This is a genomic window from Streptomyces sp. CA-210063, assembly GCF_024612015.1.
Classification (GTDB): domain Bacteria; phylum Actinomycetota; class Actinomycetes; order Streptomycetales; family Streptomycetaceae; genus Streptomyces.
On sequence record NZ_CP102512.1, the window covers coordinates 10,195,643 to 10,221,737 of the forward strand.

The 26,095-nt window shown below is 71.1% G+C and carries 19 protein-coding genes and 2 pseudogenes; 15 read left to right on the forward strand and 6 right to left on the reverse strand.

The window, feature by feature from the left end; all coding sequences use genetic code 11:
* Nucleotides 1-215: 215 nt before the first annotated feature.
* On the reverse strand, nucleotides 216-1,730 hold the full coding sequence (locus tag JIX56_RS44420; protein ID WP_257549679.1) for a terminase large subunit domain-containing protein: 1,515 nt from the start codon (nucleotides 1,728-1,730) through the stop codon (nucleotides 216-218).
* A gap of 343 nt (nucleotides 1,731-2,073) precedes the next feature.
* Between JIX56_RS44420 and JIX56_RS44425 the strand changes: the two are divergent.
* The 4 genes and pseudogenes from JIX56_RS44425 to JIX56_RS44440 all read left to right on the forward strand — a co-directional run.
* Nucleotides 2,074-2,223 (forward strand): annotated as a pseudogene (locus JIX56_RS44425) (TetR/AcrR family transcriptional regulator); the annotation flags it as partial.
* 365 nt (nucleotides 2,224-2,588) lie between these two features.
* Entirely contained in the window at nucleotides 2,589-3,470 is an 882-nt protein-coding gene (locus JIX56_RS44430; protein ID WP_257549681.1) for an oxygenase MpaB family protein, read from the forward strand.
* A 63-nt stretch (nucleotides 3,471-3,533) separates the two neighbouring features.
* On the forward strand, nucleotides 3,534-5,822 hold the full coding sequence (locus JIX56_RS44435) for a serine/threonine-protein kinase (RefSeq protein WP_257549683.1): 2,289 nt from the start codon (nucleotides 3,534-3,536) through the stop codon (nucleotides 5,820-5,822).
* 253 nt (nucleotides 5,823-6,075) lie between these two features.
* Complete coding sequence (locus JIX56_RS44440; RefSeq protein ID WP_257549685.1) at nucleotides 6,076-7,695, forward strand: phytoene desaturase family protein; 1,620 nt, start codon at nucleotides 6,076-6,078, stop codon at nucleotides 7,693-7,695.
* A gap of 12 nt (nucleotides 7,696-7,707) precedes the next feature.
* Here JIX56_RS44440 and JIX56_RS44445 read toward each other — a convergent pair.
* Nucleotides 7,708-8,385, reverse strand: a pseudogene (locus JIX56_RS44445) (serine hydrolase domain-containing protein); the annotation flags it as partial.
* Between the two features lie 183 nt (nucleotides 8,386-8,568).
* Here JIX56_RS44445 and JIX56_RS44450 point away from each other — a divergent pair.
* The gene (locus tag JIX56_RS44450) at nucleotides 8,569-9,681 is read left to right on the forward strand and encodes an NAD(P)H-dependent flavin oxidoreductase (RefSeq protein ID WP_257549687.1); all 1,113 of its coding nucleotides are present in this window, start codon (nucleotides 8,569-8,571) and stop codon (nucleotides 9,679-9,681) included.
* Nucleotides 9,678-11,273: an acyl-CoA synthetase gene (locus JIX56_RS44455; protein ID WP_306819916.1), complete on the forward strand. Its 1,596-nt coding sequence runs from the start codon at nucleotides 9,678-9,680 to the stop codon at nucleotides 11,271-11,273. The genes JIX56_RS44450 and JIX56_RS44455 overlap by 4 nt, the downstream gene beginning before the upstream one ends.
* 51 nt (nucleotides 11,274-11,324) lie before the next feature.
* On the opposite strand, the gene JIX56_RS44460 is transcribed toward JIX56_RS44455, so the two are convergent.
* Complete coding sequence (locus JIX56_RS44460) at nucleotides 11,325-12,143, reverse strand: SAM-dependent methyltransferase (protein WP_257549689.1); 819 nt, start codon at nucleotides 12,141-12,143, stop codon at nucleotides 11,325-11,327.
* Between the two features lie 78 nt (nucleotides 12,144-12,221).
* On the reverse strand, nucleotides 12,222-14,636 hold the full coding sequence (locus tag JIX56_RS44465; protein ID WP_257549691.1) for a penicillin acylase family protein: 2,415 nt from the start codon (nucleotides 14,634-14,636) through the stop codon (nucleotides 12,222-12,224).
* Between the two features lie 243 nt (nucleotides 14,637-14,879).
* Between JIX56_RS44465 and JIX56_RS44470 the strand changes: the two genes are divergently transcribed.
* Nucleotides 14,880-16,379, forward strand: coding sequence for an acyl-CoA synthetase (locus JIX56_RS44470; RefSeq protein WP_257549693.1), 1,500 nt, complete (start codon nucleotides 14,880-14,882; stop codon nucleotides 16,377-16,379).
* Nucleotides 16,380-16,441: 62 nt separating this feature from the next.
* Nucleotides 16,442-17,281 carry an alpha/beta fold hydrolase gene (locus JIX56_RS44475; protein ID WP_257549695.1) on the forward strand — a complete coding sequence of 280 codons (840 nt, stop codon included), beginning with the start codon at nucleotides 16,442-16,444 and terminating at the stop codon, nucleotides 17,279-17,281.
* 46 nt (nucleotides 17,282-17,327) lie between these two features.
* On the opposite strand, the gene JIX56_RS44480 is transcribed toward JIX56_RS44475, so the two are convergent.
* Entirely contained in the window at nucleotides 17,328-18,947 is a 1,620-nt protein-coding gene (locus JIX56_RS44480; RefSeq protein ID WP_257549697.1) for an acyl-CoA synthetase, read from the reverse strand.
* A gap of 176 nt (nucleotides 18,948-19,123) precedes the next feature.
* Between JIX56_RS44480 and JIX56_RS44485 the strand changes: the two genes are divergently transcribed.
* The 5 genes from JIX56_RS44485 (at nucleotide 19,124) to JIX56_RS44505 (ending at nucleotide 23,519) form a co-directional block, all read left to right on the forward strand.
* Nucleotides 19,124-19,924 (forward strand): crotonase/enoyl-CoA hydratase family protein, encoded by an 801-nt coding sequence (locus JIX56_RS44485; RefSeq protein ID WP_257549699.1) that lies wholly within the window; start codon nucleotides 19,124-19,126, stop codon nucleotides 19,922-19,924.
* Nucleotides 19,925-20,040: 116 nt separating this feature from the next.
* Nucleotides 20,041-20,982: a Zn-ribbon domain-containing OB-fold protein gene (locus JIX56_RS44490; RefSeq protein WP_257549701.1), complete on the forward strand. Its 942-nt coding sequence runs from the start codon at nucleotides 20,041-20,043 to the stop codon at nucleotides 20,980-20,982.
* A complete protein-coding gene (locus JIX56_RS44495; RefSeq protein WP_257549703.1) occupies nucleotides 20,979-22,028 on the forward strand; it encodes a thiolase domain-containing protein in 1,050 nt (349 codons plus the stop codon). Before JIX56_RS44490 ends, JIX56_RS44495 begins: the two co-directional genes overlap by 4 nt.
* Entirely contained in the window at nucleotides 22,025-23,191 is a 1,167-nt protein-coding gene (locus JIX56_RS44500; protein ID WP_257549705.1) for a thiolase domain-containing protein, read from the forward strand. Before JIX56_RS44495 ends, JIX56_RS44500 begins: the two co-directional genes overlap by 4 nt.
* Before the next feature lie 82 nt (nucleotides 23,192-23,273).
* Nucleotides 23,274-23,519 carry a DUF397 domain-containing protein gene (locus JIX56_RS44505; protein ID WP_257549707.1) on the forward strand — a complete coding sequence of 82 codons (246 nt, stop codon included), beginning with the start codon at nucleotides 23,274-23,276 and terminating at the stop codon, nucleotides 23,517-23,519.
* 79 nt (nucleotides 23,520-23,598) lie between these two features.
* Here JIX56_RS44505 and JIX56_RS44510 read toward each other — a convergent pair whose 3' ends face one another.
* Nucleotides 23,599-24,519: a transglutaminase-like domain-containing protein gene (locus tag JIX56_RS44510; RefSeq protein WP_257549709.1), complete on the reverse strand. Its 921-nt coding sequence runs from the start codon at nucleotides 24,517-24,519 to the stop codon at nucleotides 23,599-23,601.
* A 178-nt stretch (nucleotides 24,520-24,697) separates the two neighbouring features.
* Between JIX56_RS44510 and JIX56_RS44515 the strand changes: the two genes are divergently transcribed.
* Both JIX56_RS44515 and JIX56_RS44520 read left to right on the forward strand, forming a co-directional pair.
* Nucleotides 24,698-25,339, forward strand: coding sequence for a CGNR zinc finger domain-containing protein (locus JIX56_RS44515; protein ID WP_257549711.1), 642 nt, complete (start codon nucleotides 24,698-24,700; stop codon nucleotides 25,337-25,339).
* A 252-nt stretch (nucleotides 25,340-25,591) separates the two neighbouring features.
* Nucleotides 25,592-26,089 carry a hypothetical protein gene (locus tag JIX56_RS44520; RefSeq protein ID WP_257549712.1) on the forward strand — a complete coding sequence of 166 codons (498 nt, stop codon included), beginning with the start codon at nucleotides 25,592-25,594 and terminating at the stop codon, nucleotides 26,087-26,089.
* The last annotated feature ends 6 nt before the right edge of the window (nucleotides 26,090-26,095 follow it).

The following is a 26,095-nucleotide window of genomic DNA, read 5'->3' on the forward strand; positions in this document are numbered from 1 at the left end:
GGGACCACGTCTAGGGCCTGTGTGATGTCGTGATCAACTTTGCCGACTACGCGGTCCGCTCCGGAGTGGAGAGCACCATCAATGTTGCTGGAGCACCTCCATCGGCACGGACCGGGCTACCGTCCCGACCTGGCCCTGCGGGCCCGTGACCTACAAGCGGTCGAAGTCGATGCGGGAGTCGTCCTGGTCGAAGCCTTTGTGCGGTTTGCCGGCCTTCACCGTCGCCCGCTGAGACGCTGGTCGTCCCCTCGACCGACGTGTGTTTGGTGCTCCAGGAACAGGTCCCACAGTGCCCAGACCAGGGAGTCAAGCAGGTCCGGGGAGTCCTCGGCTTCGCCCATGCCCACGAACGTGGTCATCTGCTCCTCCAGCTCCGCGAACACACGAGCACGGCCAACGTGGTTGATGCGTGTCTGCTCGTACAGCTGCGCCACCGGGGCGGCACGGGCGCGCTTTCCCCGGGTTGCGTGCACGATGTGCCACGGAACGGTCGGGTCTACCTGCTCGAGCAGAGCTGGCAGGTAGTCGCCTCCGTTGTTCGCCTCGATGACCACGCAGTCGGCTTCGTACTGGTGGTAGAGCGCGGCGGCGCGTCGCATCGCTGCGGTCGGGGTGTGGCGCTTCTGCTCGGCGTGCAGGACGTAGCCGCGGGGCCGGTTGTCCCCGTACGTCGTGGCGGGCGGGATGCCGCGGCCCGCGACGGTGAAGGCGGTCAGGGCAGCGTTCTCGTGGCTCTTGGTGGCGGGGGCGACGGCAACAACGATCCGGTTGAGGTCGGGTATGTGCTGGCGGTCGAGGCGGAAGCCTTCGACTTCGAGCATCCAGCCCTGCCACAGGGCGCCTTCGACGTCTTCGAGGAGTTCGCCAGACAGTTCCTGGCGGCCGAGGCGGGTGCCGGCGTACTCGGCTTCGAGCTCGGCGCGAGCAGTGTCGGAGAGGTTCGCGGCGTTGTCGTCCATGTGGCCGCGCACCATGACGATCTTCGGGCGCTCGGCCGCTTCGTCGCCAGTGGTCTCGGCCTCGCTCCACTGCTGTTCCTGCTCCCGTCCGCGCAGGACCAGGCGCTTGATGTGCGGGAGGGGCTTGGGCGTGGTGGAGATGATCATCTGCGGTTGGCCGGCCTCGCGGAGGCAGAACCACAGCATGTCGTAGACATCCTGTGCGGTCTGGCGGGGCCAGGCTGCGTATTCGTCGAGCCAGGTCTTGTCGAAGGCCCAGCCGCGCAGGTTGTCGGGGGTCTCCGCGCCGAAGCCGCGGATGATCGTGCCGTTGCGCAGCCGGAGCGCGGTCTCACCGAGGGAGGACGTGTATCGGCGGACCTCGCTTTCTGGGATGACGGAGCGTAGCCCGGACTTCGGGGACTCGAAGCAGATGTCGCGCACGAGCGTGGCGTTCTTGGCGACGACGGCGATCATCTGGCCGGGCTCGGTTGCCCACTGGCGTACCTGCTCGGCGGCGGTGCGGGTCTTGCCCCATCCGCGTCCGGTCAGCAGCAGCCAGGTCGTCCACAGCCAGTCCGGGGGCCGCTGGTTCGCGCGGGCGTGGTTGTGGCGCCATCCCTCGTGCGCCAGGCCGTCACAGTCGGGGCGAGGGCAGGCCCAGCGGCGTCGGGACTTCTCGTCCGCGGCTGCCAAGGCCGCGACTTCGGCGCGCATCTGGTCGAGGGTCATGGCGGACGGGTCGGGCAGTGCCTCAATCCGGCGCCGCAGGGCCCAGCCGCTGTCGGTCACGTCGCCTCCTCCTGACCGATGCGGCGCTCCAGCTCTCGGCGCAGTTGCTGCATGCGGGCCTTGCGCTCCTCGTCGGTAAGGGCCTCCGCGTCCACCACGCCGCTGCCGTCGGTGGCCGCGTGTTCCAGGCCAACGAGGTCGTCGCCGACGGCTCGGCGTTCGATTTCGGCGGCGGTGGCGAAGTACCGCAGCAGATCGGAGGGGGTCAGCTCACGCGGGTCGAGGGTCTGCAGGCGGGCGACGGCCTTGCCGAGAAATGCTTGCGCGAGCTTGGCGTGGCGGCGGGCTGCCTCTTTCCGGGCCTGGCGCTGCTCGGCGGCCGAGGACCGTGCCGAGGCCGAACGGTGGGGCGAGCGATCCCGACCTGCTCGCCCGGCAGTCGACCCTGGTCTTCGACGGCGCCAGTGCCCGCCCGGGGATCGGCGGCGCCGACAACCTGACCGGGCTCATCGCACCCACTGTGGCCGCCCTGCTCGATGCGGCAGGCATGCGCTGTCGCACCGCCGTCTTCGAGCAGGCCCGGCGACCGAAGCGCTCTTCCGGGTTGATGCCCGTCTCCGGCAGCCGGGCAGCGCCCACGGCTTCACGCCCCTGCTTCCCGGCCATCGGAGGAAAGCCCGATGGCCGTAAGAGTGTTGCCGAGCAGGCTGCAGGCGAAGAAACGTGTGGTCTCGTGGACGTCGGCACCCAGCGATAGATGCACGATTTCCCACAGTCTCATCCAGCCGGCTCGGACCAGCTCGCTCGTGTGTTCATCGCCCTCTGCCTTAGCCGCCGCGACGACGGCGTATCCCTGGCATCAGTGCAGGTCAGGCACGTTGGCTGGTGCCAACTGACGATCCTGGTCACACTGGCGGTGTGGATGCCCCCAGTGACCCCGTCATAGGCGACCCCGTCATAGGCGACCCCGGCCTGTTCGGACCGGCCTCCGTGACGTGGCAGGCCCATGGCGACCCCATGATGTGGATCGCCGGGATCCGCGCGCTCTACCTCCAGGCCCTGCACCCACGAGCGGTGCGCGGCGTCATGCAGAACTCCGACTTCCGCAAGGACGCCTGGGGCCGGCTGATGCGGACGGCGAACTTCGTGGGCACGACGACGTACGGCACCACGGAGGCCGCCGAGAAGGCGGGCGCCCGCGTCCGCAGGATCCACCGCATGCTCTCGGCGGTCGACCCGGACACGGGGGAGCGGTACGGCGTCGACGAACCCGAACTGCTGCTGTGGGTGCACTGCGCCGAGATCGACTCCTATCTGCATGTCCTGCGCCGCTCCGGCTACCCGCTCACCGAGACCGCCGCCGACCGTTACGTCGGCGAACACCGGGTCAGCGCCCGCCTCGTGGGCCTCGACCCGGCCGACGTGCCAGGAGATCAGGCGGAGTTGGCAGCGTACTTCGAGAAGGTGCGGCCCGAGCTGTCCGCCGGGCCCGAGGCACGGGAGGTGGACGACTTCCTGCGCCGGCCGCCCACCCACCCGTTGCTCGTACCGGCACGCGAGGCACTGTGGCGGCGCGTGGCGAACCTGGCGTACGCCTCCTTGCCGCCGTACGCCCACGAGTTGTACGGCAGACCGGGCCCCGCACCGGCCGTGGTCACCCGCCGCCTACGGCTCACCGGCACCCTCCTGCGCTGTGTTCCCGCACGTCTGCGCTGGCAACTCCCGCCCAAACACATCCTGCGCGCCATGTCACGGCTCGGCCCCGGCTCCCGCCCGGCACCGTACAAAGTCGGCAGATAGGTCGCCATACTGGACGGGCCAGGGGAGGGCGGGTCCGTACGGATACGGGGGCGATCGTTGGCGATGGCGGACACCAGGCTGATCCAGGGCCGGTACCGGCTGCTCGATCTGATCGGGCGCGGGGGGATGGGCGAGGTCTGGCGCGCGAGAGACGAGTCGCTGGGCCGGCAGGTCGCGGTCAAGTGCCTGAAGCCCATCAACACCCAGCCCGACCAGTCCTTCACCCGAGTCCTGCGGGAACGCTTCCGGCGGGAGGCGCGCGTCGCGGCAGGCCTCCAGCACCGGGGGGTGACCGTCGTGCACGACTTCGGCGAGTCCGACGGGGTGCTGTTCCTCGTCATGGAGTTATTGGAGGGCCGCAACCTCAGCCAACTCCTGGAGGACAACAAACACCATCCGCTGCCCGTCCCCGCCGTCGTCGAGATCGCCGAGCAGGTGGCCGCCGCCCTCGCCTACACCCATCAGCAGGGCATCGTGCACCGCGACCTGAAGCCCGCGAACATCATGCTGCTCACCGACGGCACGGTGAAGATCTGCGACTTCGGCATAGCGCGCCTCGGCCGCGACGTCACCTTCACCTCCCGGCTCACCGGCACCGGCATCGCGATGGGCACCCCGCACTACATGTCGCCGGAACAGATCAGCGGCGACCAGGTCGACCAGCGCAGCGACCTGTACTCGTTCGGCTGCGTGCTCTACGAGATCGCCACCGGCGTACCGCCGTTCGACCTCGACGACGCCTGGGCGGTCCTCATGGGCCACCGCGACACCGCGCCCCGACCGCCGCGCAGTCACCGCGACGAGGTGCCCGAGTACCTCGACCGGATCATCCTGGACCTGCTGGCCAAGGAACCCGCCGAACGACCGCACGACGCCCGCGAGTTGGGCCGCAGGATCGGCGAAGGGCGGAGGACCACCGCCCCGACACCGGCCCCCATCCATGTGCCGACCGTCGTCTCTCCCCCCGTGGCACCCCAAGCCGCTCCCAGTGCGCCCAGGCCCCGGACACGCCCCGAGCAGCCACCCTCGCGCGAACCCCGGCTGCCCTCCTGGACCCGTGGCATGACCACCGGCCACAAGGCCACCGGAACCGGACTGGGCCTCACCCCGCCGGACGCCTCCGCCGGGCTCACCGGGGAGTGGATCGCCCGCCCCGCGGCCGGCCGTGTCGAGGAACCCGTACGTCCCGAACGGCCCACCCCGTCACCGGAGTTGCTCACGACCCTCGCCGGGCGGCACAACGCGGGCCTGAGCCTGGGCCGGCTCGGCCGCTGGACGGAGGCCGGCGAGGTGCACCGCGCGGTCGCCGCCGAACGCGAGCACGCCCTCGGACCCGACCACCCCGACACCCTGGCCAGCCGCTACGAGGTCGGCTTCACCCTCAGCCGCACCGGCCGCCCCGCCGACGCGCTGCGCGAATTCGCCCACGTCGCCCGCGTCCGAGAGCACCTGCTCGGCACCGAGCACGCCGACACCCTCGCCGCCCGGCAGGAAATGGCCTACGTGCTCGGTCAGTTGGGCCGCCACTTCGAGGCCCACCAGGCGTACATGTCGGTCCTCGCCGCCCGCGAACGCATCGCGGGACCCGAGCATCCCGACACCCTGCGCTGCCGCCACAACCTCGCCTTCAACCTCAGCAGGCTCGGCCGCCTGGAGGACTCGTACCGCATGGCGAGCGAAGTCGCCGAGGCCCGGGCGCGCGTGCTCGGCGCGAACCACCCCGACACCCTCGTCACGCGCTACGAAGTCGCGTACGCCCTGGGCCAGTTGGGCCGCTGGCCGGAGGCGCTGCAGACATACCAGGAGGTAGCGGAGTCCCGCGCGCAGGCCCTCGGCCCCGACCACCCCGACACCCTCGCCGCCCGCTACGAGGTCGGCATCAGCCTCGGCCGGCTCGGCCGCTCCACCGACGCGCTGACCCTCTACCGGGCCCTGGTCGAGGACCGCACCCGCGTCTGTGGCCCCGCCCACACCGAGACCCTCCGCGCCCGCCACGGCCTCGGCGTCAACCTGGGCCGGCTCAGCCGCTGGGAGGAGGCCCTCGCCGAGTCCCGCGACGTGTGCGCCCTGCGCGAGCGCGTCCTCGGCCCGGACCACCCCGACACCCTCGTCAGCCGCCGCGAGGTCGCCGTCGGCCTCGGCTGGCTCGGCCGCTGGGCCGACGCCCTCACCGAGTACCGCCTCGTGGCCGACGCCCGCGAACGCGTCCTCGGCGCCGACCACCCGGACGCCCTGGCCAGCCGCAACGACGAGGCACACTGCCTGGAACAGCTCGGCCGCGGCCAGGAGGCGGTGGAGCTCTACCGCAGAGTGGCGGCGTTACGGCAACAGCGGGCGACCGGCGGCCACTGAGCCGACGATCGGCAATCCCGCGCGGGCGACCGGCGGCCGACGGCAGGTGACCGGCGGCCGGCGATCGGCGCGAGCGGCCGACAGCAGGCGGCAGGCGGCCGACCTCGGTCGACCGACGCTCGGCGCCTGACGGACGGCGCTCCCCGAGGCCGGCCGGCTGGAGATGCCGAGCCCCGGCCGCGCCGCCCGGCCGCGTTGATCCACCTGACACACACCCCTGGCCGACCTCGATCATCGCGTGTTACGAAGAGCCATGCCTGCCACCCCCGCACCCGCCACACAGCCCGGACGCCCGACCCGCCCCCGACCGCGCGACTCGTACGACGCCGTGATCGTCGGCGGCGGCCACAACGGCCTGGTCGCCGCCGCCTACCTCGCCCGCGCCGGGCGCTCCGTGCTCGTGCTGGAACGGCTGGACCACACCGGCGGCGCCGCCGTGTCCACCCGGCCCTTCACCGGGGTCGACGCCCGGCTGTCCCGGTACTCCTACCTGGTCAGCCTGCTGCCGAAGAAGGTCGTGCGGGATCTCGACCTCGACTTCCGTGTCCGTGGCCGCACGATCTCCTCGTACACACCGGTCGAACGCGACGGTCAGCCCACCGGACTCCTCGTCGGCGGCGGCGAACGCCGTACCCGTGAAGCGTTCGCACGGCTGACCGGTTCGGGCCGCGAGTACGAGGCCTGGCAGCGCTTCTACGGGATGACGGGCCGTGTCGCCGAACGGGTGTTCCCGACGCTCATCGAGCCCCTGCCCACCCGGGACGAACTGCGCCACCGGATCGACGACGAGGAGGCGTGGCGGATCCTCTTCGAGGAACCGATCGGCGCGGCCGTCGAGTCGACGTTCACCGACGACCTCGTCCGAGGTGTCGTCCTCACCGACGCGCTCATCGGTACCTTCGCGGACGCCCACGACCCCTCCCTCCGCCAGAACCGCTGCTTCCTCTACCACGTGATCGGCGGTGGCACGGGCGCCTGGGACGTGCCCGTCGGCGGCATGGGAGCCCTCACCGACGCACTGGCCACGGCCGCGCGCGCGGCCGGCGCCGTGATCGCCACGGGGCACGAGGCACGGCGGATCGCGACGGACGGACGCTCCGCCGAGATCACCTACCGGACGGCCGACACGGAAGGCACCGTCGCCGCACGGCACGTACTCGTGAACGCCTCACCGCGGGAACTGGCCGCCCTGACCGGCGACGACCCGCCCGACCCCGCCGAGGGCGCGCAGCTCAAGGTGAACATGCTGCTCAAGCGGCTCCCGAGGCTCCGCGACGAGTCCGTCGACCCACGCGAGGCCTTCTCCGGGACCTTCCACATCGCCGAGGGATACGGCCAACTGGCCGCCGCCTACGCACAGGCCGCGTCCGGCGCGCTGCCCGAGGCGCCGCCCTCCGAGATCTACTGCCACTCCCTCACCGACCCGACCATCCTCGGCCCGGACCTGGTCGACCAGGGCTACCAGACGCTCACCCTGTTCGGCCTGCACACGCCCGCGCGGCTGTTCGAGGCCGACAACGACGCCGTACGCGAGGAACTCCTCAAGTCGACCCTCGCCCAGCTGGACACCCACCTCGCCGAGCCTCTCGCCGACTGCCTGGCCATCGACGCCGACGGCCGCCCCTGCATCGAGGCCAGGACCCCCCTCGACCTCGAACGCGACCTCGGCCTCCCCGGCGGCAACATCTTCCACGGCGACCTGGCCTGGCCGCACGCCCAGGAAGGCGTCGGCCGTTGGGGCGTCGAGACCCGCCACGCCAACGTCCTCCTCTGCGGCGCGGGCGCGGTGCGCGGCGGCGGGGTGAGCGGAGTCCCCGGGCACAACGCGGCGATGGCGGTCCTGGAGGAGTACGGGATCGGCGCGCTGTCGTAGTCAGTGCCCCTTCAGCGGCGCCTCGTTCCAGATGAGCGCGAGCTTCCCCTCGTACGTGGGCTCCTTGTAGAGCGGGATCCAGGCACGGAACCCCGAGGTGTGCGTGAGGAGTTGGCGCACGGTGATGTCCTGCTTGCCCGCCGCGCCGAACTCCGGCAGATACGAGGCGACCTTCCCCTCCAGCTCCAGCGCACCCCGCTCGATCTGCTGCACCGCGAGGATCGACGTGAACAGCTTCGACACCGAGGCGAGATCGAAGACGGTGTCCTCGGCCATCGGAATCCGCTGACCCGCCGGGAACTCCACCCCCGTGTCCGTCTCCTCGTCATACGCCGAGTACCGCACCGCCATCCCGATCGGCCGATGCAACGCGACCGTCCCACCCCGCCCGGCAAGCAGCACGGCCCCCGCGTACCACGGGTGCTCGGGTGAGGGCCCGAGAAACGCCTCGGCATCGGCGACGAGGCGGTCGAGGTGTTCGGGGATGAGCCCGGCCCGCTCGGGGGAACCGCGCCGGAGGGTCGGGTGGTCACCGCCGGTGGAGGACGCGGCGGCCGGCCCGCTGGGGAAGGGCAGGACGGCAAGACCGCCACCGACCGCCAACACCCGTCTGCCAAGCTGCCGACGACTCATCCCGGCCGGGGAATCCTTCGCACCTTCGGTCACGGAGACACCTCCACCTCGTGCCACTGGTGACCCAAGTCAAGCATCCGCTACCCAGGGGCGCGGGGAACCGCGCGACCAGCCACATGAAACCCGCAGCCGCCAACCAGCCGATCAGCCCTCCCCGTTGGGCGATCGACCTCAACGAAATCTGACGGAGCATCAGAAAATCCCTTCCCTCGTCCGGAGGACTGAGGCATTCTGCGCACCATGCAGACGGAGCTGAGCAACAAACTCGGAGTCCAGTACGCCGTCTTCGGCTTCACGCCGTTCCCCGCCGTCGCCGCGGCCATCAGCCGGGCCGGCGGTTTCGGGGTGCTCGGCGCGGTCCGCTACACGGCCCCCGACGACCTCAAGCGCGACCTCGACTGGATCGAGGCCCACGTCGACGGCAAGCCGTACGGCCTGGACGTCGTCATGCCGGCCAAGAAGGTCGAGGGCGTGACGGAGGCCGACGTCGAGGCGATGATCCCGGAGGGGCACCGCCAGTTCGTGCAGGAGACCCTGGCCAAGTACGGCGTGCCCGAGCTCGCCGAGGGGGAGGCCTCCGGCTGGCGCATCACCGGCTGGATGGAACAGGTCGCCCGCAACCAGCTGGACGTCGCCTTCGACTACCCGATCAAGCTGCTCGCCAACGCGCTCGGCTCGCCACCGGCCGACGTCATCGACCGCGCCCACGAACAGGACGTCCTCGTCGCCGCGCTCGCCGGCAGCGCCCGGCACGCCCGCAAGCACGCCGACGCGGGCATCGACATCGTCGTCGCCCAGGGCTACGAGGCCGGCGGGCACACCGGCGAGATCGCCTCCATGGTGCTCACGCCCGAAGTCGTCGACGCCGTCGCCCCGTTGCCCGTCCTCGCCGCCGGCGGCATCGGCAGCGGACAGCAGGTGGCCGCCGCCCTCGCGCTCGGTGCCCAGGGCGTCTGGCTCGGTTCGCTCTGGCTGACCACCACCGAGGCCGAACTGCCCTCACCTCGGCTGATCGAGAAGCTGCTCGCCGCAGGCTCCGGCGACACCGTCCGCTCCCGCGCCCTCACCGGCAAACCCGCACGCCAGCTCCGTACCGAGTGGACCGACGCGTGGGACGACCCGGCCGGCCCCGGCGCCCTCCCCATGCCGCTGCAGGGCCTGCTCGTCGCCGAGGCGGTCTCGCGGATCCAGAAGTACGAGGTGGAGCCGCTGCTCGGCACTCCGGTCGGGCAGATCGTCGGCCGGATGAACAGCGAACGCAGCGTCCAGGCCGTCTTCGACGACCTGACCCGCGGCTTCGAGAAGGCCGTGGACCACCTCAACCGGATCGCCGGAAGGAGCGAGGGACCGTGAGCCAAGCCCGCCGAGGTCAAGCCCCCCAAGGTCAAGCCCCCCAAGGCCAAGCCCCCCAGGGCTTCTGGGCCCAGGCCACCGCCGACCCCGACCGCACGGTGCTCATCGCTCCGGACGGGGCGGAATGGACCGCCGGGCGCCTGCACGCCGCGGCCAACCGGCTGGTGCACGGCCTGCGCGCGGCCGGACTCGAACGCGGTGACGCCTTCGCGGTCGTCCTGCCCAACGGCGTCGAGTTCTTCACCGCCTACCTCGCCGCCACCCAGGCCGGTTTCTACCTCGTCCCCGTCAACCACCACCTCGTGGGCCCCGAGATCGCCTGGATCGTCTCCGACTCCGGCGCCAAGGTGCTCATCGCCCACGAACGCTTCACCGACGCCGCACGCAACGCCGCCGACGAGGCGAAGCTCCCCGAGAGCCACCGGTACGCGGTCGGTACGGTCGCGGGCTTCCGCCCGTACGCCGAACTCCTCGACGGACAGCCCGAGTCGGCGCCCGCGGACCGCACCCTGGGCTGGGTCATGAACTACACCTCGGGCACCACCGGCCGCCCCCGGGGCATCCGCCGACCGCTGCCCGGCAAGCTCCCCGAGGAGTCCTACCTCGGCGGCTTCCTCGGCATCTTCGGCATCAGGCCGTTCGACGACAACGTGCACCTGGTGTGCTCACCGCTCTACCACACGGCCGTCCTGCAGTTCGCGGGCGCGTCCCTGCACATCGGGCACCGCCTCGTCCTCATGGACAAGTGGACGCCCGAGGAGATGCTCCGCGTCATCGACGCCCACGACTGCACCCACACCCATATGGTCCCCACCCAGTTCCACCGGCTCCTCGCCCTCCCCGAGGAGGTGCGCGCCCGCTACGACGTGTCGTCCATGCGGCACGCCATCCACGGGGCCGCGCCCTGCCCGGACCATGTGAAACGGGCCATGATCGAGTGGTGGGGCGAATGCGTCGAGGAGTACTACGCGGCCAGCGAGGGCGGCGGCGCCTTCGCCACCGCCGAGGACTGGCTGAAGAAGCCCGGCACCGTCGGCAAGGCCTGGCCCATCAGTGAACTCGCGGTCTTCGACGACGACGGGAACCGGCTGCCATCCGGCGAACTCGGCACCGTCTACATGAAGATGAGCACCGGCGGCTTCTCCTACCACAAGGACGAGGGCAAGACGCGGAAGAACCGCATCGGCGACTTCTTCACCGTCGGCGACCTCGGCCTCATCGACGAGGACGGCTATCTCTTCCTCCGCGACCGCAAGATCGACCTCATCATCTCCGGCGGGGTCAACATCTACCCCGCCGAGATCGAGGCCGCCCTCCTCACCCACCCCGCCGTCGCCGACGCCGCCGCCTTCGGCATCCCGCACGACGACTGGGGCGAGCAGGTCAAGGCCGTCGTCGAACCCGCCCCCGGGTTCACGCCGGGGCCGGTGCTCGCCGAGGAGATCCTCGCCCACTGCGCCCGACAACTCGCCGGGTACAAGCGCCCGAAGAGCGTCGACTTCACCGAGGCGATGCCCCGCGACCCGAACGGCAAGCTCTACAAACGGCGGTTGCGGGAGCCGTACTGGGAGGGCCGGGAGAAGACCCTCTGAGGATGCCGTCGCACGCACACGTGGCCTACGGGTCTCCGTCGCGCGCGAGCGTCATGGCTTGCGCGCGACTCCGCCCACCGCGATCACCTCGCCGGAGCCGCCGCCGGACGCCGCCGGGTCCGGCCGCCAGTCGTTCAGCGGCACCACTCCCGGCGCCAACAGCTCCAAGCCCTCGAAGAAACCGGCGAGTTCGGCCGGGCCGCGCAGGTGGTAGGGGACCGCGCCGCTCTCGTTGTAGAGACGCGTGGCCTCGGCGTTCGCCTCGTTCGTGTCGACGCTGTCGTTGAACGCGAACCAGCTCCCGGGCGGCAGGGCGGCCATCAGGGTGCCGACGATGGCACGCGCCTCGGTGTAGTCGGCGATGTGCCCGCTGACCTGCATCAGCGTCAGCGCGACCGGCTGGGAGAGGTCCAGCGTCCTGGCCGCCTCGCGCAGCACGGCCTCGGGGTCGTGCAGATCGGCGTCGATGTAGTCGGTCGCCCCCTGGGCGGTGCTGGTGAGCAGCGCCCGCGCATGGGTCAGGACCAGCGGGTCGTTGTCCACGTAGACGACCCGCGCGTCCGGGGCCACCCGCTGCGCGATCTCGTGCGTGTTGTCCGCCGTCGGCAGACCGGTACCGATGTCGAGGAACTGGCGTACCCCCGCTTCACCCGCGAGGTAGGTCACCGCCCGGCCGAGGAAGGCCCGAGAGTCGCGGGCGAGATCGGTGATACCGGGGAACACGGCGCGGAAGGCGTCGCCCGCCGCGTGGTCGACCGGGTAGTTGTCCTTGCCGCCCAGCCAGTAGTTCCAGATACGGGCCGAGTGCGGCACCGTGGTGTCGATCTTGGCGATCGCATCCGTCTCCGGACGTAACGAGTCCTGCGCCACCGGGCGGCCTCCTCATGAGGAACGGGTTATGCCAAGGGCATGGTGCCGCCCCGAGCGGGACGGCACCACCCCCTTCGCTCACTCGCCGACGCGGACCACCTTCAGTTTCGGCGAGGACAGGATGTCCTTCTCACAGAACCGCGATGTCACCCACTTCTCCGCCGAGAACAGCCGCGTCTGGTCGAGATGGTGCGGCGAGTTCGGGTTGGAGGACTGCGAGTACGTCAGCAGAGTGCGGGCCACCGGGCAGCGGCCGCCGTCCCAGCCGACCGCCTGGATGTGGCTGGAGCCGAACGGCACCTCCTTGTAGCCGCCGCTCGTCGCGTTCCACGTCGGCTCGATCACGTTCCACACCCCGAGTCGCCCCGCGCCGCCCGGTATCGGAATGCGCTCGCCGCCGCGGACCACGAACTGGTGGTCGCCGAGCTTCGCGTCCAGCGGGATGCCCGCGGCCCGCAGTTCCGTCACCGTGTCGGCGAGGGCCGTGGCGAAGCCGGGTACGTCCGGGTTGAACGTGCGGGGTGTACGGACCGGGTCGGCCGCCGAGAACGGCACCTTCCACAGCTGGGGCGAGGCCGGCAGCTTCCGCCAGAACCGGTCGAACAGGAGCGCACCCCGGCTGCCGGTGTCCATGGTGCGGTCCCAGGCCTCGATCACCCCGCAGGCCTCGGAGACGTCGACGGCCTTGCCGTCGCTGCCCGTCGCCGTGCCGCCGGGCAGCGCGGCACACGCCTTCGCCACGTCCGCAGCCGCGAGATCACCGGCCGGCACGCGGTTCGCGAGCTGTTGCCGCTGCAGGTCCCGTACGGTCAGACCGCCCTTCTCGGCCATCGCCGCCACGTCCTCGATCGCGCCCCGGGTACGCAGCCCGGCCTGGGTGCCGACCGGGCCGAAGATCCGCTCGTAGCCGGTGATCGGCCGATCGGCGTTGGCCAGCCACGCGGAGTCGTTCGAGTTCTCCACATACGGGGTGTTCCGAAGCGTCGGCATCCGGGAGGGGCCGAAGATCCCCGACTGCACGGCGTCCTCGTCACGGCCGAGGGCGCAGTCGCCGCGCGAGCCGTCGAGGACCGCGACCCCCGACACCGGGTACGTGGTCCTGCCGAACGCCGTCGAGCAGCGCTCCACCAGGTCGTCGGTGATACGGGGCAGCACCTGCGACTGGGTGAAGAGGGTGTGCCCCGCGCGGTCGGCGGCGACGGTGTTCACCCAGGGAAGCCCCTGATGCTTGGCGAGGGAGCCGAGGACGTCGTCCGTGCTCCGCGCCTTGCCGAAGCCGAGGGAGGTGTCGGGGAAGCGCAGGTTCGCGGCGTTGGGATCGTTGAGGGCGTACGCCGTCGTGGAGGTCCACGGCAGCGGGGTCTGTGAGTTGATCGCGTTGACGACCGGGCCGTAGCGGGTCCACCACTGGGTGCGGGTCACCGGGGCGCCGTCCTTGACCGCGACGGTCACGGTCCGCTTCGTCATCCTCTCCGGCTCGCCGTCCACCAGGTACGTCGTCGGGTCGGCCGGATCCAGGGTCAGTTCGTGGAAGTTGGCCGGGATGCCGGTGGAGACGGTGTGGCTCCACGCCACGTCGGCGTTGAAGCCGATGGAGATCGTGGGCATGCCGAGCAGGGAGCCCCCGGAGACGTTGAGTTCGCCGGGGATCGTCTGCTGCGACTGCCAGAAGCGGCGCCCGCCCTGCCACGGGTAGTGCGGGTTGCCGAGCAGCAGACCTCGCCCGTTCGCCGTGGTGTCGCCGCGGAAGGCGACCGCGTTCGAGCCCATGTCTCCGGTGCCCCACACGTCGTCCGCCGCTCCGGCGACGGCCTTCGCACTGGGCGCGCGCGAGGCGGGAGAACCGGAGCCGGTGACCGCCCCGGCCGGCGGCTGCGCGGTCGTGATCGCGTCCACGAGGCGACCCTCACCGGAGATCCCGGCGATGGCGAGGCCACGGGCGGCCACATCGACTTCGGTGACCGGCTGGACCCAGGAGGCGCCCTCGCAGGCGGGGTCGGTGATCTCGTTCTGCTTCAGCCAGGCGTTGTAGCCCGCCGCCCAGCCGCGCATCATGTCCCGGACCTCGCGGCTCGGGCCCTCGGGAGCGGGCTGGGTGAGCGCCTTCTCCACGGTGCGGGTCTCTCGGACGCCACGGAAGTACAGGTCGCTGCTGAGGTTGCTGCGTCCTCCGGAGAGCGAACCGTCGGTGGTGCCGTCGGCGCCGAACCAGCGGGAGCGTTCGCCGCGCAGCGTCACGAAGCCGTCGGCGAGGACACAGACCTGGTCGGCGGCCTGCGCCCAGCCCTCGCCGAAGCCGATACCTGCGTGGTCCTTCGCGACGATGTGCGGAATGCCGTACTCGGTGTAGCGGATCACGGCGGACAGACCACCGTGGGACGGGCGTTGCCCACTGGCCCGGTCACCATCGGCGGCGGTGGCCGACGGCAGTACGGCCGAGGCGGTGAACAGGGCCACGGCCGAGACCACGAGCTGTCTCAGACGGGTGCGCATGGAGCCTCCCAACGTCATTGAGGGAAGGGACGGTTGAGCATGTCTGTGCGTATGTGCGTAATCCATACGTGTGATCGATACATGTGATCGATCTTCCCTCTGATTGACTCGCGCCCCAGGGGCCGAAGTTGAGCCACTTCACGCCATGCGTGCCCGATTCCGGCCATATGGGTGGTGTGCTTGACCTCGCTCGCGCGACGGACCGAGGATCGCGTCAGAACCGTGGACGAAGGAGCAGGAATCATGACGGCTGGTCGCAGCGTGACGGTCGACGGAACGTTGCGGCGCAGCGCCCGGCGGACCCCCGCCCGCGTCGCGATCCACTACGGCGAACGGTCCTGGACCTACGCCGAGCTGGACGACGCCGTCTCCCGCGCCGCCCGAGCCCTGCGCGACACCGGACTCCGGCCGGGCGACCGGGTCGCCGCCTACGGCCACAACTCGGACGCCTACCTGATCGCCTTCCTGGCCGCCGCCCGCGCCGGCCTGGTCCACGTACCGGTCAACCAGAACCTCACCGGCGACGACCTGTCGTACCTCCTCGACCAGTCCGGCAGCACCCTCGTCCTGACCGACCCGGACCTCGCCGGGAACCTCCCCGAAGGCACCCGCACCCTGCCGCTGCGGGACGCCGACGACTCACTCCTCGCGCGACTCGCCGACACGGAGCCGTACGACGGTGAGGAACCCCGCGCCGAGGACCTCGCCCAGCTCCTCTACACCTCCGGCACCACCGCGCTGCCCAAGGGCGCGATGATGACGCACCGCGCCCTGGTCCACGCATACCTCAGCGCGATCACCGCCCTCGACCTCCAGGCGGGCGACCTGCCCGTGCACTCCCTGCCGCTCTACCACTCCGCGCAGATGCACGTCTTCCTGGTGCCGTACCTCGCGGTCGGCGCCACGAACACCATCCTCGACGCACCCGACGGCGACCGGATCCTCGACCTCGTGGAGGAGGGCCGCGCCGACAGCCTCTTCGCCCCGCCCACGGTGTGGATCGCCCTCGCGGGCCGCCCCGACTTCGAGACCCGCGACCTCAGCGGCCTCCGCAAGGCCTACTACGGGGCGTCGATCATGCCGGTGCCCGTCCTCGAACGGCTCAAGGAGCGCCTGCCCAAGCTGGCCTTCCACAACTGCTTCGGGCAGAGCGAGATCGGCCCCCTGTCCATGGTCCTCGGCCCGTACGAGCACAAGGGCCGCATGGACTCCTGCGGACGCCCCGTCATGTTCGTCGAGGCCAGGGTCGTCGACGAGGAGGGCAAGGATGTGCCCGACGGCACTCCCGGCGAGATCGTCTACCAGTCACCGCAACTCTGCGAGGGCTACTGGGAGAAGCCGGAGGAGACCGCCGAGGCCTTCCGCGACGGCTGGTTCCACTCCGGGGACCTCGCCGTGCGCGACGCCGACGGGTTCTTCACCGTCGTCGACCGGGTGAAGGACGTCATCAACTCCGGAGGCGTCCTCATCGCCTCACGCCAGGTCGAGGACGCGCTCTACACCCACGACCAGGTCGCCGAGGTCGCGGTGATCGGCCTGCCCGACGACCACTGGATCGAGGCCGTCACGGCAGTCGTCGTACGCCGGGGAGAAGCCACGGAGGACGAACTCATCGCCCACGCCTGCGAGAAGCTCCCCCACTTCAAGGCGCCGAAGAAGGTTCTCTTCGTGGACGAGCTGCCGCGCAACGCGAGCGGAAAGATCCTCAAGCGGGAGCTGCGGGACCGTTTCGCGCAGGCCTGACCCTGTCCTCGCCGGAGCGAATCGCGTTGCGCCGGACGACGCCCGATCAGAGGATCGACGTCATGCCGACCTTCACCGCCCCCGACGGAACCGAACTCGCCTACCACCTGCGCGGCGAGGGCGCCCCGCTGATCGTCCTCCCCGGCGGAGCCATGCGCGCCTCCGCCTACCTGGGCGACCTGGGCGGGCTCACCGCCCACCGCCGCCTGGTCCTGCTGGACCTGCGCGGCACGGGTGACTCCGCGGTGCCGGCCGACCCGTCGACGTACCGCTGCGACCGGCAGGTCGACGACGTGGAGGCACTCCGCGCCCACCTGGGGATGGAGCGCCTGGACCTGCTCGCCCACTCGGCCGGCGGCAACCTCGCCATGCTCTACGCGGCCCGCCACCCCGAGCGGGTGTCCCGCCTGGCGCTGATCGCCGCCACCCCCTGGGCGGTGGGCCTGCCGGTGACTGTGGAGGACCGCCTCGCCGCCGCCCGCCTCCGGAAGGACGAACCGTGGTTCGCCGAGGCGTACCCGGCCTTCGAGGCGGCGTGGACCGGTCAGGGCCCCTTCGACGACGACATGATGCCCTTCTTCTACGGCCGCTGGGACGACACCACCCGCGCCCACATGGCCGCCGAGGAACAGCAGACCAACGACGAGGCAGCCGCCGTCTACGGCTCCGCCGGCGCCTACGACCCGCCCGCCACCCGGGCCGCACTCGCCGAACTGTCCGCCCCGGTCCTGGTTTACGCGGCCGAACTCGACAGCGGCCCGACCCCCGCCCTCGCCCGCCGCACGGCCGGCCTCTTCCCCGACGCGCGGTTCACGGTCCAGCCCGGCGGCGGCCACTTCCCGTGGCTCGACGACCCGGAGTGGTTCGTACGACGTGTCACGGCCTTCCTCGACGGGCACTGACGAGGCTTTCCCGTGAGGGCTCACGCGTCCGCGGGCCCGGTCGGGCTCACGCGTCCGCGGCCGCGGCCACCGACCGTGCCCACCGGTAGTCCGCCTTGCCGCTGGGGGAGCGCTGGATGGTGTCGGTGAGCACCAGCCGGCGGGGGATCTTGTAGCCGGCCAGGCGGGTACGGCAGTGGGTCTGGATGTCCTCCAGGGACGGCCGGTCCGCGCCCGCGCGCAGTTGCACCACGGCCGCGACATGGTTGCCCCAGCGGGCGTCCGGCACCCCGGCGACCAGCGCGTCGTACACGTCGGGGTGGGCCTTGAGGGCCTGCTCGACCTCCTCCGGGTACACCTTCTCGCCGCCGGTGTTGATGCACTGCGAACCCCGGCCGAGGACCGTGACGACGCCCTCCTCGTCGACGGTCGCCATGTCGCCGAGGAGCACCCAGCGCTCGCCGTCCCGCTCGAAGAAGGTCTCGGCGGTCTTCTTCGGGTCGTTGTAGTAGCCGAGGGGGACATGGCCGCGCTGGGCGACCCGGCCCGGCACACCAACAGGGACGGGCTCGTACGTCGCCGGATCCACGACCTGCGTACGGGAGTGGACGCGGATACGGAAACCGTCGCCCGCGCCCGAGCCCTCCGTCGCCGTGCCGTTGAAGCCGGACTCCGACGAGCCGAAGTTGTTCAGCAGCATCGCGTTCGGCACCAACGCCTGGAACTGCCGCCGGACCGTCTCCGACATGATCGCGCCGGAGGACGACACGCTGAACAGGGACGAGCAGTCCGTGCCCTTCATCGGGCCGTTCAGCGCGTCGATGAGCGGCCGCAGCATCGCGTCGCCGACCAGCGACACACTGGTGACCTTCTCCTTCTCGATCGTCCGCAGAGCCTCCTCCGGCACGAACTTGCGGTGGATCACGACCCGTTGGCCGAAGTTGAACCCGATGAACGCCGTGAGCGTGGACGTGCCGTGCATCAGCGGGGCGGTCGGGAAGAACGTGATCCCGTCACCGCCGGCCGCGACCCGCTCGGCCAGCTCCTCCGGCGCCTTCACCGGCTCCCCGGTCGGCGCACCGCCGCCCAACCCCGAGAAGAAGAGGTCCTCCTGACGCCACATCACTCCCTTGGGCATGCCCGTCGTACCGCCGGTGTAGATGATGAACTGGTCGTCACCCGAGCGCGCGGGGAAACCGCGCCCGGCGGACGCGGAAGCCTCCGCCTCGGCGAACTCGACGACCTCGAGCGCGGGCGCGTCCGGCGCGGGGGTCCCCACCCGCACCAGATGCCGCAGCTTCTCCGTTCGCGGCCGCGCCTTCGCCACCCGCCCGGTGAACTCCGCGTCGAAGACCAGACCCACCAGATCCGCGTCCCGGTAGAGGTAGACCAACTCCTCTTCCACATAGCGGTAGTTGACATTGACCGGCACGATCCGCGCCTTGAGACACCCGAGGGCGGTCTGCAGGTACTCGACGCCGTTGTAGAGGTGCAGCCCCACGTGCTCACCAGGTTCTATCCCACTGTCGAGCAGATGGTGTCCGATGCGGTTCGCCGCCGCGTCCAGCTCCGCGTAGGTCAGCCGACGCTCCGCACCCGTCCCCGGGATGTCCAGGTACGCGAGCGCCGCCCGGTCGGGGACCACGTCGACGACCGACTCGAACAGGTCGGCAAGGTTGTACTCCACCGCGCTCCTCCTGACCTCGCTCCCACCGGCTGCCGGTCATCAGAGCAAAGGGCGGCACAACTGTGAAGGGTCCGCGCACAATAAATCTGACTACCTGTCAGAAAACCCTTGAAGTGCTTCGGCGCCTCCTGCAACCTGTTCTCGTTCCGAAGGCGGGACGGAGAGAGAGGACCGCGATGGGTGGTACGGAACACCTGACCGTGCGGCGCGAAGACGCCACACTGGTGCTCACGCTCAACAGGCCCGAGGCCAAGAACGCGCTCTCGCTGCCGATGCTCGTCGGCCTCTACGACGGCTGGGTCGAGGCCGACCAGGACGACGAGGTCCGCTCGATCGTCATCACGGGAGCGGGCGGTGCCTTCTGCGCCGGGATGGACCTCAAGGCCCTCGCGGGCAAGGGCATGGAAGGGCAGCAGTACCGGGACCGGCTCAAGGCCGACCCCGATCTGCACTGGAAGGCGATGCTCCGCCACCACCGGCCGCGCAAACCGGTGATCGCCGCGGTTGAGGGCCACTGCGTGGCCGGGGGAACTGAGATCCTCCAGGGCACCGACATCCGGGTCGCGGGGGAGTCGGCGACGTTCGGCCTTTTCGAGGTGCGGCGTGGTCTCTTCCCGATCGGCGGATCCACGGTCCGCCTCCAGCGCCAGATTCCACGCACTCACGCGTTGGAGATGCTGCTCACCGGGCGGTCGTACACCGCGCGCGAGGCCGCCGGTGTGGGGCTGATCGGGCACGTCGTGCCCGACGGCACGGCCCTGGCCAAGGCCCTGGAGATCGCCGAGCAGATCAACGCGTGTGGGCCGCTGGCCGTGGAGGCGGTGAAGGCGTCCGTGTACGAGACGGCCGAGATGACCGAAGCGGAGGGGCTGGCCGCCGAGCTGAAGCGGGGGTGGCCGATCTTCGACACGGATGACGCGAAGGAGGGGGCTCGTGCCTTCGCCGAGAAGCGGGCCCCTGTTTACAAGCGGGCGTAGGCGTTTCGCTGGGGGCGGTCGTGTTTCGGCTGCGGGTGGTTCGTGGCTGGTCGCGCAGTTCCCCGCGCCCCTTGAGGGGCGCGCCTGTGCCCCTCTTCTGAAGGAGTCGAGCTCCGATGTCCACAATCCTCAAAGCACCCCTCACCGTTGAGTTTCCCTTCACCCGCTCCCTCGGTCCCGTCCAGAGCGCCTTCCTCACCGGGCTGCGCGAACGTGTCGTTCTCGGTGTGCGTGCCGGTGACGGGCGGGTCCTTGTGCCGCCCGTCGAGTACGACCCCGTCACCGCCGAGGAGATCCGCGACCTGGTCGAGGTCGCCCCCACCGGCACCGTCACCACCTGGGCCTGGAACCACGAGCCGCGCCGCGGCCAGCCGCTGGGCGCCCCCTTCGCCTGGGTTCTGGTACGCCTCGACGGCGCCGACACGGCTCTGCTCCACGCCCTCGACGCGCCCGGCCCCGACGCCGTACGCACCGGTATGCGCGTCCGCGTCCGCTGGGCCGAGGAACGCTCCGGCGCCATTACGGACATCGCCTGCTTCGAGCCGTACGACGGCGATCCGGTGGAACCGGCGGGCCACAGCGGCGAGTTCGCCGACCCCGTCACCGGGATCGTCGCCCCCGCCCGCCTCGACTACACCTACTCGCCCGGCCGCGCCCAGACCGGCTACATCAATGCCCTCGCCGAGCGCCGCAACGTGGGCGAGCGCTGCCCGTCCTGCCGCAAGGTGTACGTACCGCCGAGGGGCGCCTGCCCCACCTGCGGGGTGGCCACGGCCGAGCAGGTGGAGGTCGGGCCGGGCGGCACGGTGACCACGTTCTGCATCGTCAACATCAAGGCGAAGAATCTCGACATAGAGGTGCCTTACGTATACGCCCACATCGCCCTCGACGGCGCCGACCTCGCCCTGCACGGCCGTATCGCGGGCATCCCCTACGACCAGGTGCGGATCGGCCTGCGCGTCGAACCCGTGTGGACGGAAGGCGCTCGCTATCCCGATCACTACCGGCCCACCGGCGAGCCGGACGCCGAGTACGACACGTTCAAGGAGCTGCTGTGAACCGGGAGATCGCCGTCGTCGCCTTCGCCCAGACCGACCACCGGCGCACCACCGACGAGTTCTCCGAGGTGGAGATGCTCATGCCGGTGCTGCACCAGGTCCTGGAGCGGACGGGGCTGAAGACGTCCGACATCGGCTTCACCTGCTCCGGCTCCAGCGACTACCTCGCCGGCCGCGCCTTCTCCTTCACCCTCGCCCTCGACGGCGTGGGCGCCTGGCCGCCGATCTCCGAGTCGCACGTCGAAATGGACGGGGCGTGGGCCCTGTACGAGGCCTGGGTGAAGCTTCAGACGGGGGACGCGGACACCGCGCTCGTCTACGCGTACGGCAAGTCCTCGCCCGGGTCCGTGCGTGACGTGCTGACCCGTCAGCTCGACCCGTACTACGTGGCGCCGCTCTGGCCCGACTCCGTCGCCCTCGCCGCCCTCCAGGCCCAGGCGCTCATCGACGCGGGCGCCACGGACGAGCCGGCGCTGGCGGCGATCGGGGCGCGCAGCCGCACGGAGGCCGCCACCAACTCCCATGCCCAGCTGAGGGGTTCCGTGCCGCAGGGGGAGTACCTCGTACGGCCCCTGCGCACCGGGGACTGTCCGCCCATCGGCGACGGGGCCGCCGCCGTGGTCCTCGCGGCGGGGGAGCGGGCCCGGGACCTGTGCGAGCGGCCCGCCTGGATCCGGGGGATCGACCACCGCATCGAGGCCCACGGCATCGGCGTACGCGATCTGACCGACTCGCCGTCCACCCGCCTCGCCGCCGAGCGGGCCGGAGCCTTCGAACGGCCCGTGGACACCGTCGAGTTGCACGCCCCTTTCAGCTCCCAGGAGGTCATCCTGCGCGAGGTGCTGGAGCTCGACGACAGCGTGCGCGTCAACCCGTCGGGCGGGGCCCCGGCCGCCCACCCGGTCATGGCCGCCGGGCTCATCCGGATCGGTGAGGCCGCCGCCCGTATCCACCGGGGGGAGTCCGACCGGGCGCTGGCGCACGCCACTTCCGGCCCCTGTCTGCAACAGAACCTGGTCGCCGTACTCGAAGGGGATCCGCGATGAGCAAGGAGCCCGTGGCCGTCGTAGGGGTCGGCCAGACCAAGCATGTGGCGGCGCGCCGGGATGTGTCCATCGCCGGGCTGGTGCGTGAAGCCGCCCGACGGGCCCTCGACGACGCCGAGTTGACGTGGGCGGACATCGAGGCCGTCGTCATCGGCAAGGCGCCCGACTTCTTCGAGGGCGTCATGATGCCCGAGCTGTATCTCGCCGACGCGCTCGGCGCGGTCGGCAAGCCGATGATGCGGGTGCACACGGCGGGCTCGGTGGGCGGATCGACCGCGCTGGTCGCCGCGAGTCTGGTCGCCGCACGCGTCCACGGGACCGTACTGACGCTCGCCTTCGAGAAGCAGTCCGAGTCGAACGCCATGTGGGGCCTGTCCCTGCCGATCCCGTTCCAGCAGCCGCTGCTGGCCGGCGCCGGCGGCTTCTTCGCCCCGCACGTGCGGGCGTACATGCGGCGCAGCGGCGCCCCCGACACCGTAGGGTCCCTGGTGGCGTACAAGAACCGCCGCAACGCGCTCAAGAACCCCTACGCGCACCTCCACGAGCACGACATCACGCTGGAGAAGGTCCAGGCCTCGCCCATGCTGTGGGACCCGATCCGCTACTCGGAGACCTGCCCGTCCTCCGACGGAGCCGTCGCGATGGTCCTCACCGACCGTGTGGGGGCCGCCCGGGCGCCCCGCCCCGCCGCCTGGATGCACGGGGGCGCGATGCGCAGCGAGCCGACGCTGTTCGCGGGCAAGGACAGCGTGTCGCCGCGTGCGGGGCGGGACTGCGCGGCCGACGTGTACCGGCAGGCGGGCATCGCGGACCCGCGCCGGGAGATCGACGCGGTGGAGATGTACGTGCCGTTCTCCTGGTACGAGCCGATGTGGCTGGAGAACCTCGGTTTCGCCGACGAGGGAGAGGGCTGGAAGCTCACCGAGTCCGGCGTCACCGAGCTGGACGGGGATCTTCCGGTCGATATGTCCGGCGGGGTGCTGTCCACCAATCCCATCGGCGCCTCCGGCATGATCCGTTTCGCGGAGGCGGCGCTCCAGGTGCGGGGGCTGGCGGGAGAACACCAGGTGGAGGGCGCCCGCCGGGTGCTCGGGCACGCCTACGGCGGCGGATCGCAGTTCTTCTCGATGTGGCTCGTCGGCGCCCAGCCGCCCACCTCCTGAACCTCCCCCTCACGTGGCCTGTCGGCGGTGGTGGTCGATCGCTAGTCTGGCGGGCGGACGACGAACCGGGAGGAGCACGGACGTGGCCGAGAGCACCATGGAGCAGCGATCGCTCGACGGCTGGCACAAGCCGGCGGAACTGGACCTCAGCAAGGCGGACTGGCGGTCCAGCAGCCAGGGGCGGGGAGATGTCCAGATCGCCTTTGTCGAGGGTTTCATCGCCATGCGCAACAGCGGCAGCCCCGAGAGCCCCTCGCTGATCTTCACCCCCGCCGAGTGGGGCGCCTTCGTATCGGGGGCTCGCGAGGGCGAGTTCGACCTGACCTGAGCGGCCGCACGGTTTCAGTCGGTGGGCGGCCGGGGCCGCCCACCGACAGGGAGAGGAGAAGTGCTCGGGGGCCGGCCAGTCAGCGGAGGGTGACCTCGCGTGGACCGTTGTACGGCGCCAGCGACAGGACGGTCCTCGGTGTCCGCAGTCCCTCGTGGCCCGTGAACAACGCGCGCGCCGCGGCGAAGTTCACCTCGTCACCCGCCACCGGCGCGACCTCGTCGTACAGCTCGCGGACCGGGTCCACGAGTTCCTGGCCGGCCTCGGTCTCCGTCCCCCAGATGTCCCACAGGAGCGTCTCGACCTTGTTCAGGTCCGCGAGGTCGAGCCGGACGTTGCCCGCCACGAACCACTCGCCGTTCAGCGGCCCCTCCTGCGGCGGGTGGAGGCCGAACGTCCCGGGGTCCGCCTCACCGGCCCGGATGGCCTGCCACGCCTTGCCCGCGACGAGGAAACGGTCGCGCGGCACGTCCATCGGATCGAAGTCGATCTTCCAGGTGTCGACGATCAACGGTTCCGTCAGCTGAGCGTCGGCGAACAGCCAGCCGCGTGCCGGGTCCCAGTACTCGGTGACCACGTGGTCGCAGTGGAATCCGTTGTCGCCGAAATAGGTGGCGAAGCCCGACCGCAGCCGGGCGGGCACGCCGATGTGGCGCAGGAGCGAGCAGTGCAGCAGCGAGAAGTCGCGGCACACGCCGACGAAACGGTCCTCGGGCTCCCGGCGCCGTGACAGCGGCGCGTCGTTTCGCCCGACGACGATCCGCAGGATGTCGTCGAGGTAGCGCGTCTCGGCGTCGTTGTGCAGCCGGTCCTGTGGGGTGGCGTAGCGGAATGTCTCACCCTCGCCCCGATGGATCATCAGATCCCGTGCCACACGGGCGAGTTGAGCCGGATCACGTGGCAGGTCGGTGTAGCGCGGAGCGAGATCGCCCGGGTCGGTGAACGCGCTCTGCGTGGCGTAGAAGGCGGCGACGTCCGGTGCGAGGTGTGCGGGTGGCATGACTGAACCCCCAGAATGAATCGGCCACACGTTCGATTTGCGGGCCGCTTCGCCTCACCGTGCCAAAATTCCCCCGCAATTGTCCAGAATTCCCGCAGGGGCCCGACTGCTCGGAATTTCCCTCTCGAATTCCGCCCGGCTCGATTTAATGGATGACTGCTCGCCTATCATTAGCCTCATGGAGTACTCGATCAGCGCGGACGCGCGGCTCGCCCTGGACCTGGCCCTGACCGTCCGCCACGACGGCAGCGGCGGTGTCGCCGATGACCTGACCGAACCCACTGGCCTCACCACCTGGGTCCGGGCACACGCGGACGCCCTGCCGACCGCCCCCGGCTTCACCGCCGACGAGGCCGCGCTCACCGCCGTACGCGATCTCCGTTCCGCTGTCCGGGCCCTGTTCGCCCGCGCCGTCAGCCCCGGCGAGCCCAGCCCGGCGGACGCCGCCCGGCTGCCGTCCGTCCCCGAGGCGCTGGCGCGCCTCAACGCCGCCGCCGCCCTGACCCCGACCGTCCCGGTGCTCTCCTGGAGCCCCGGCGCCGAACCCGTCGTACGCCACGAGCCCGCCACCGGCGACGACCCGCTCACCGCCGCGCTCGCCCGCGCCGCCCTCGCCTTCCTCACGAGCCCCGAGCGGCAGCGACTGCGCGCCTGCCACGCGCCACGATGCGTGCGCTACTTCCTCAAGGAGCACCCGCGCCAGGAGTGGTGCAAGCCGTCCTGCGGCAACCGCGCCCGCGTCGCCCGCCACCACGAGCGGCACAAGAAGACCGCCGGCCAGCCGTCCACGCGACCGTCAGCCCGGCAGGCCGGTCGGTAACCGCCGAACCGGCCCCGCCGACCCGCGCCGGGCATACGCCGTGATGCCCGCAGAAGGCGGCGCGAGCCCGGAACGGCCGCGCGGAACCCCGCTCACCACCAGCAGCGGCAGGGCGACCCACGGGCCCTGCCGGACCGGCCCGGCGCTGGGCGAACAGCCTCCGAACGGATGACCGCACCGGACCCCGGATCGGCCCCCGCAATAGTCTCGCCCACCCGCCACCGAGCACCTCCGGGCACGTACCATGGCGGCATGTCCTTCCTCCGCCGCCGCAGCGCCACCCCTGCCGGTCCCGACTTCGACGTACTGGCCATGGACCCGGGCGACTGGCCGGGCAATCTCGGCGCCGGCCTGCTGCCCGCCCCCGACGGCAGCTGCCAGGGCGTCTTCCTGCGCTACGACCTCTACGGCGGCCGCGGCCCCGCGATGATCATCGGCAACCTCCCGGAGGGCTCCCCGGCGCGCGAGATCGCCGACGGCGAGATCCCCTTCGAGGTGGCCCAGCTGCTGGTCGCGCTGGAGAACGAGGAGGACATCACGGTCGTCGGCTCCGAGGACATGCCGGTGATGCAGGGCGACAACCTGCTGATCGTCCGCCGCCTCAAGCTCTCCGAGTCCCGGATCTCCTGCGTCCAGTTCGACCGCAGCGACAACGTCCTGGTGACCATCGCCGCCTGGGACCGCCCCATCACCGACGACCTGTACGCCCTGCTCAAGCCACTCCCGGCGGAGCTGTTCCAGCAGGGCTGAGAGCAC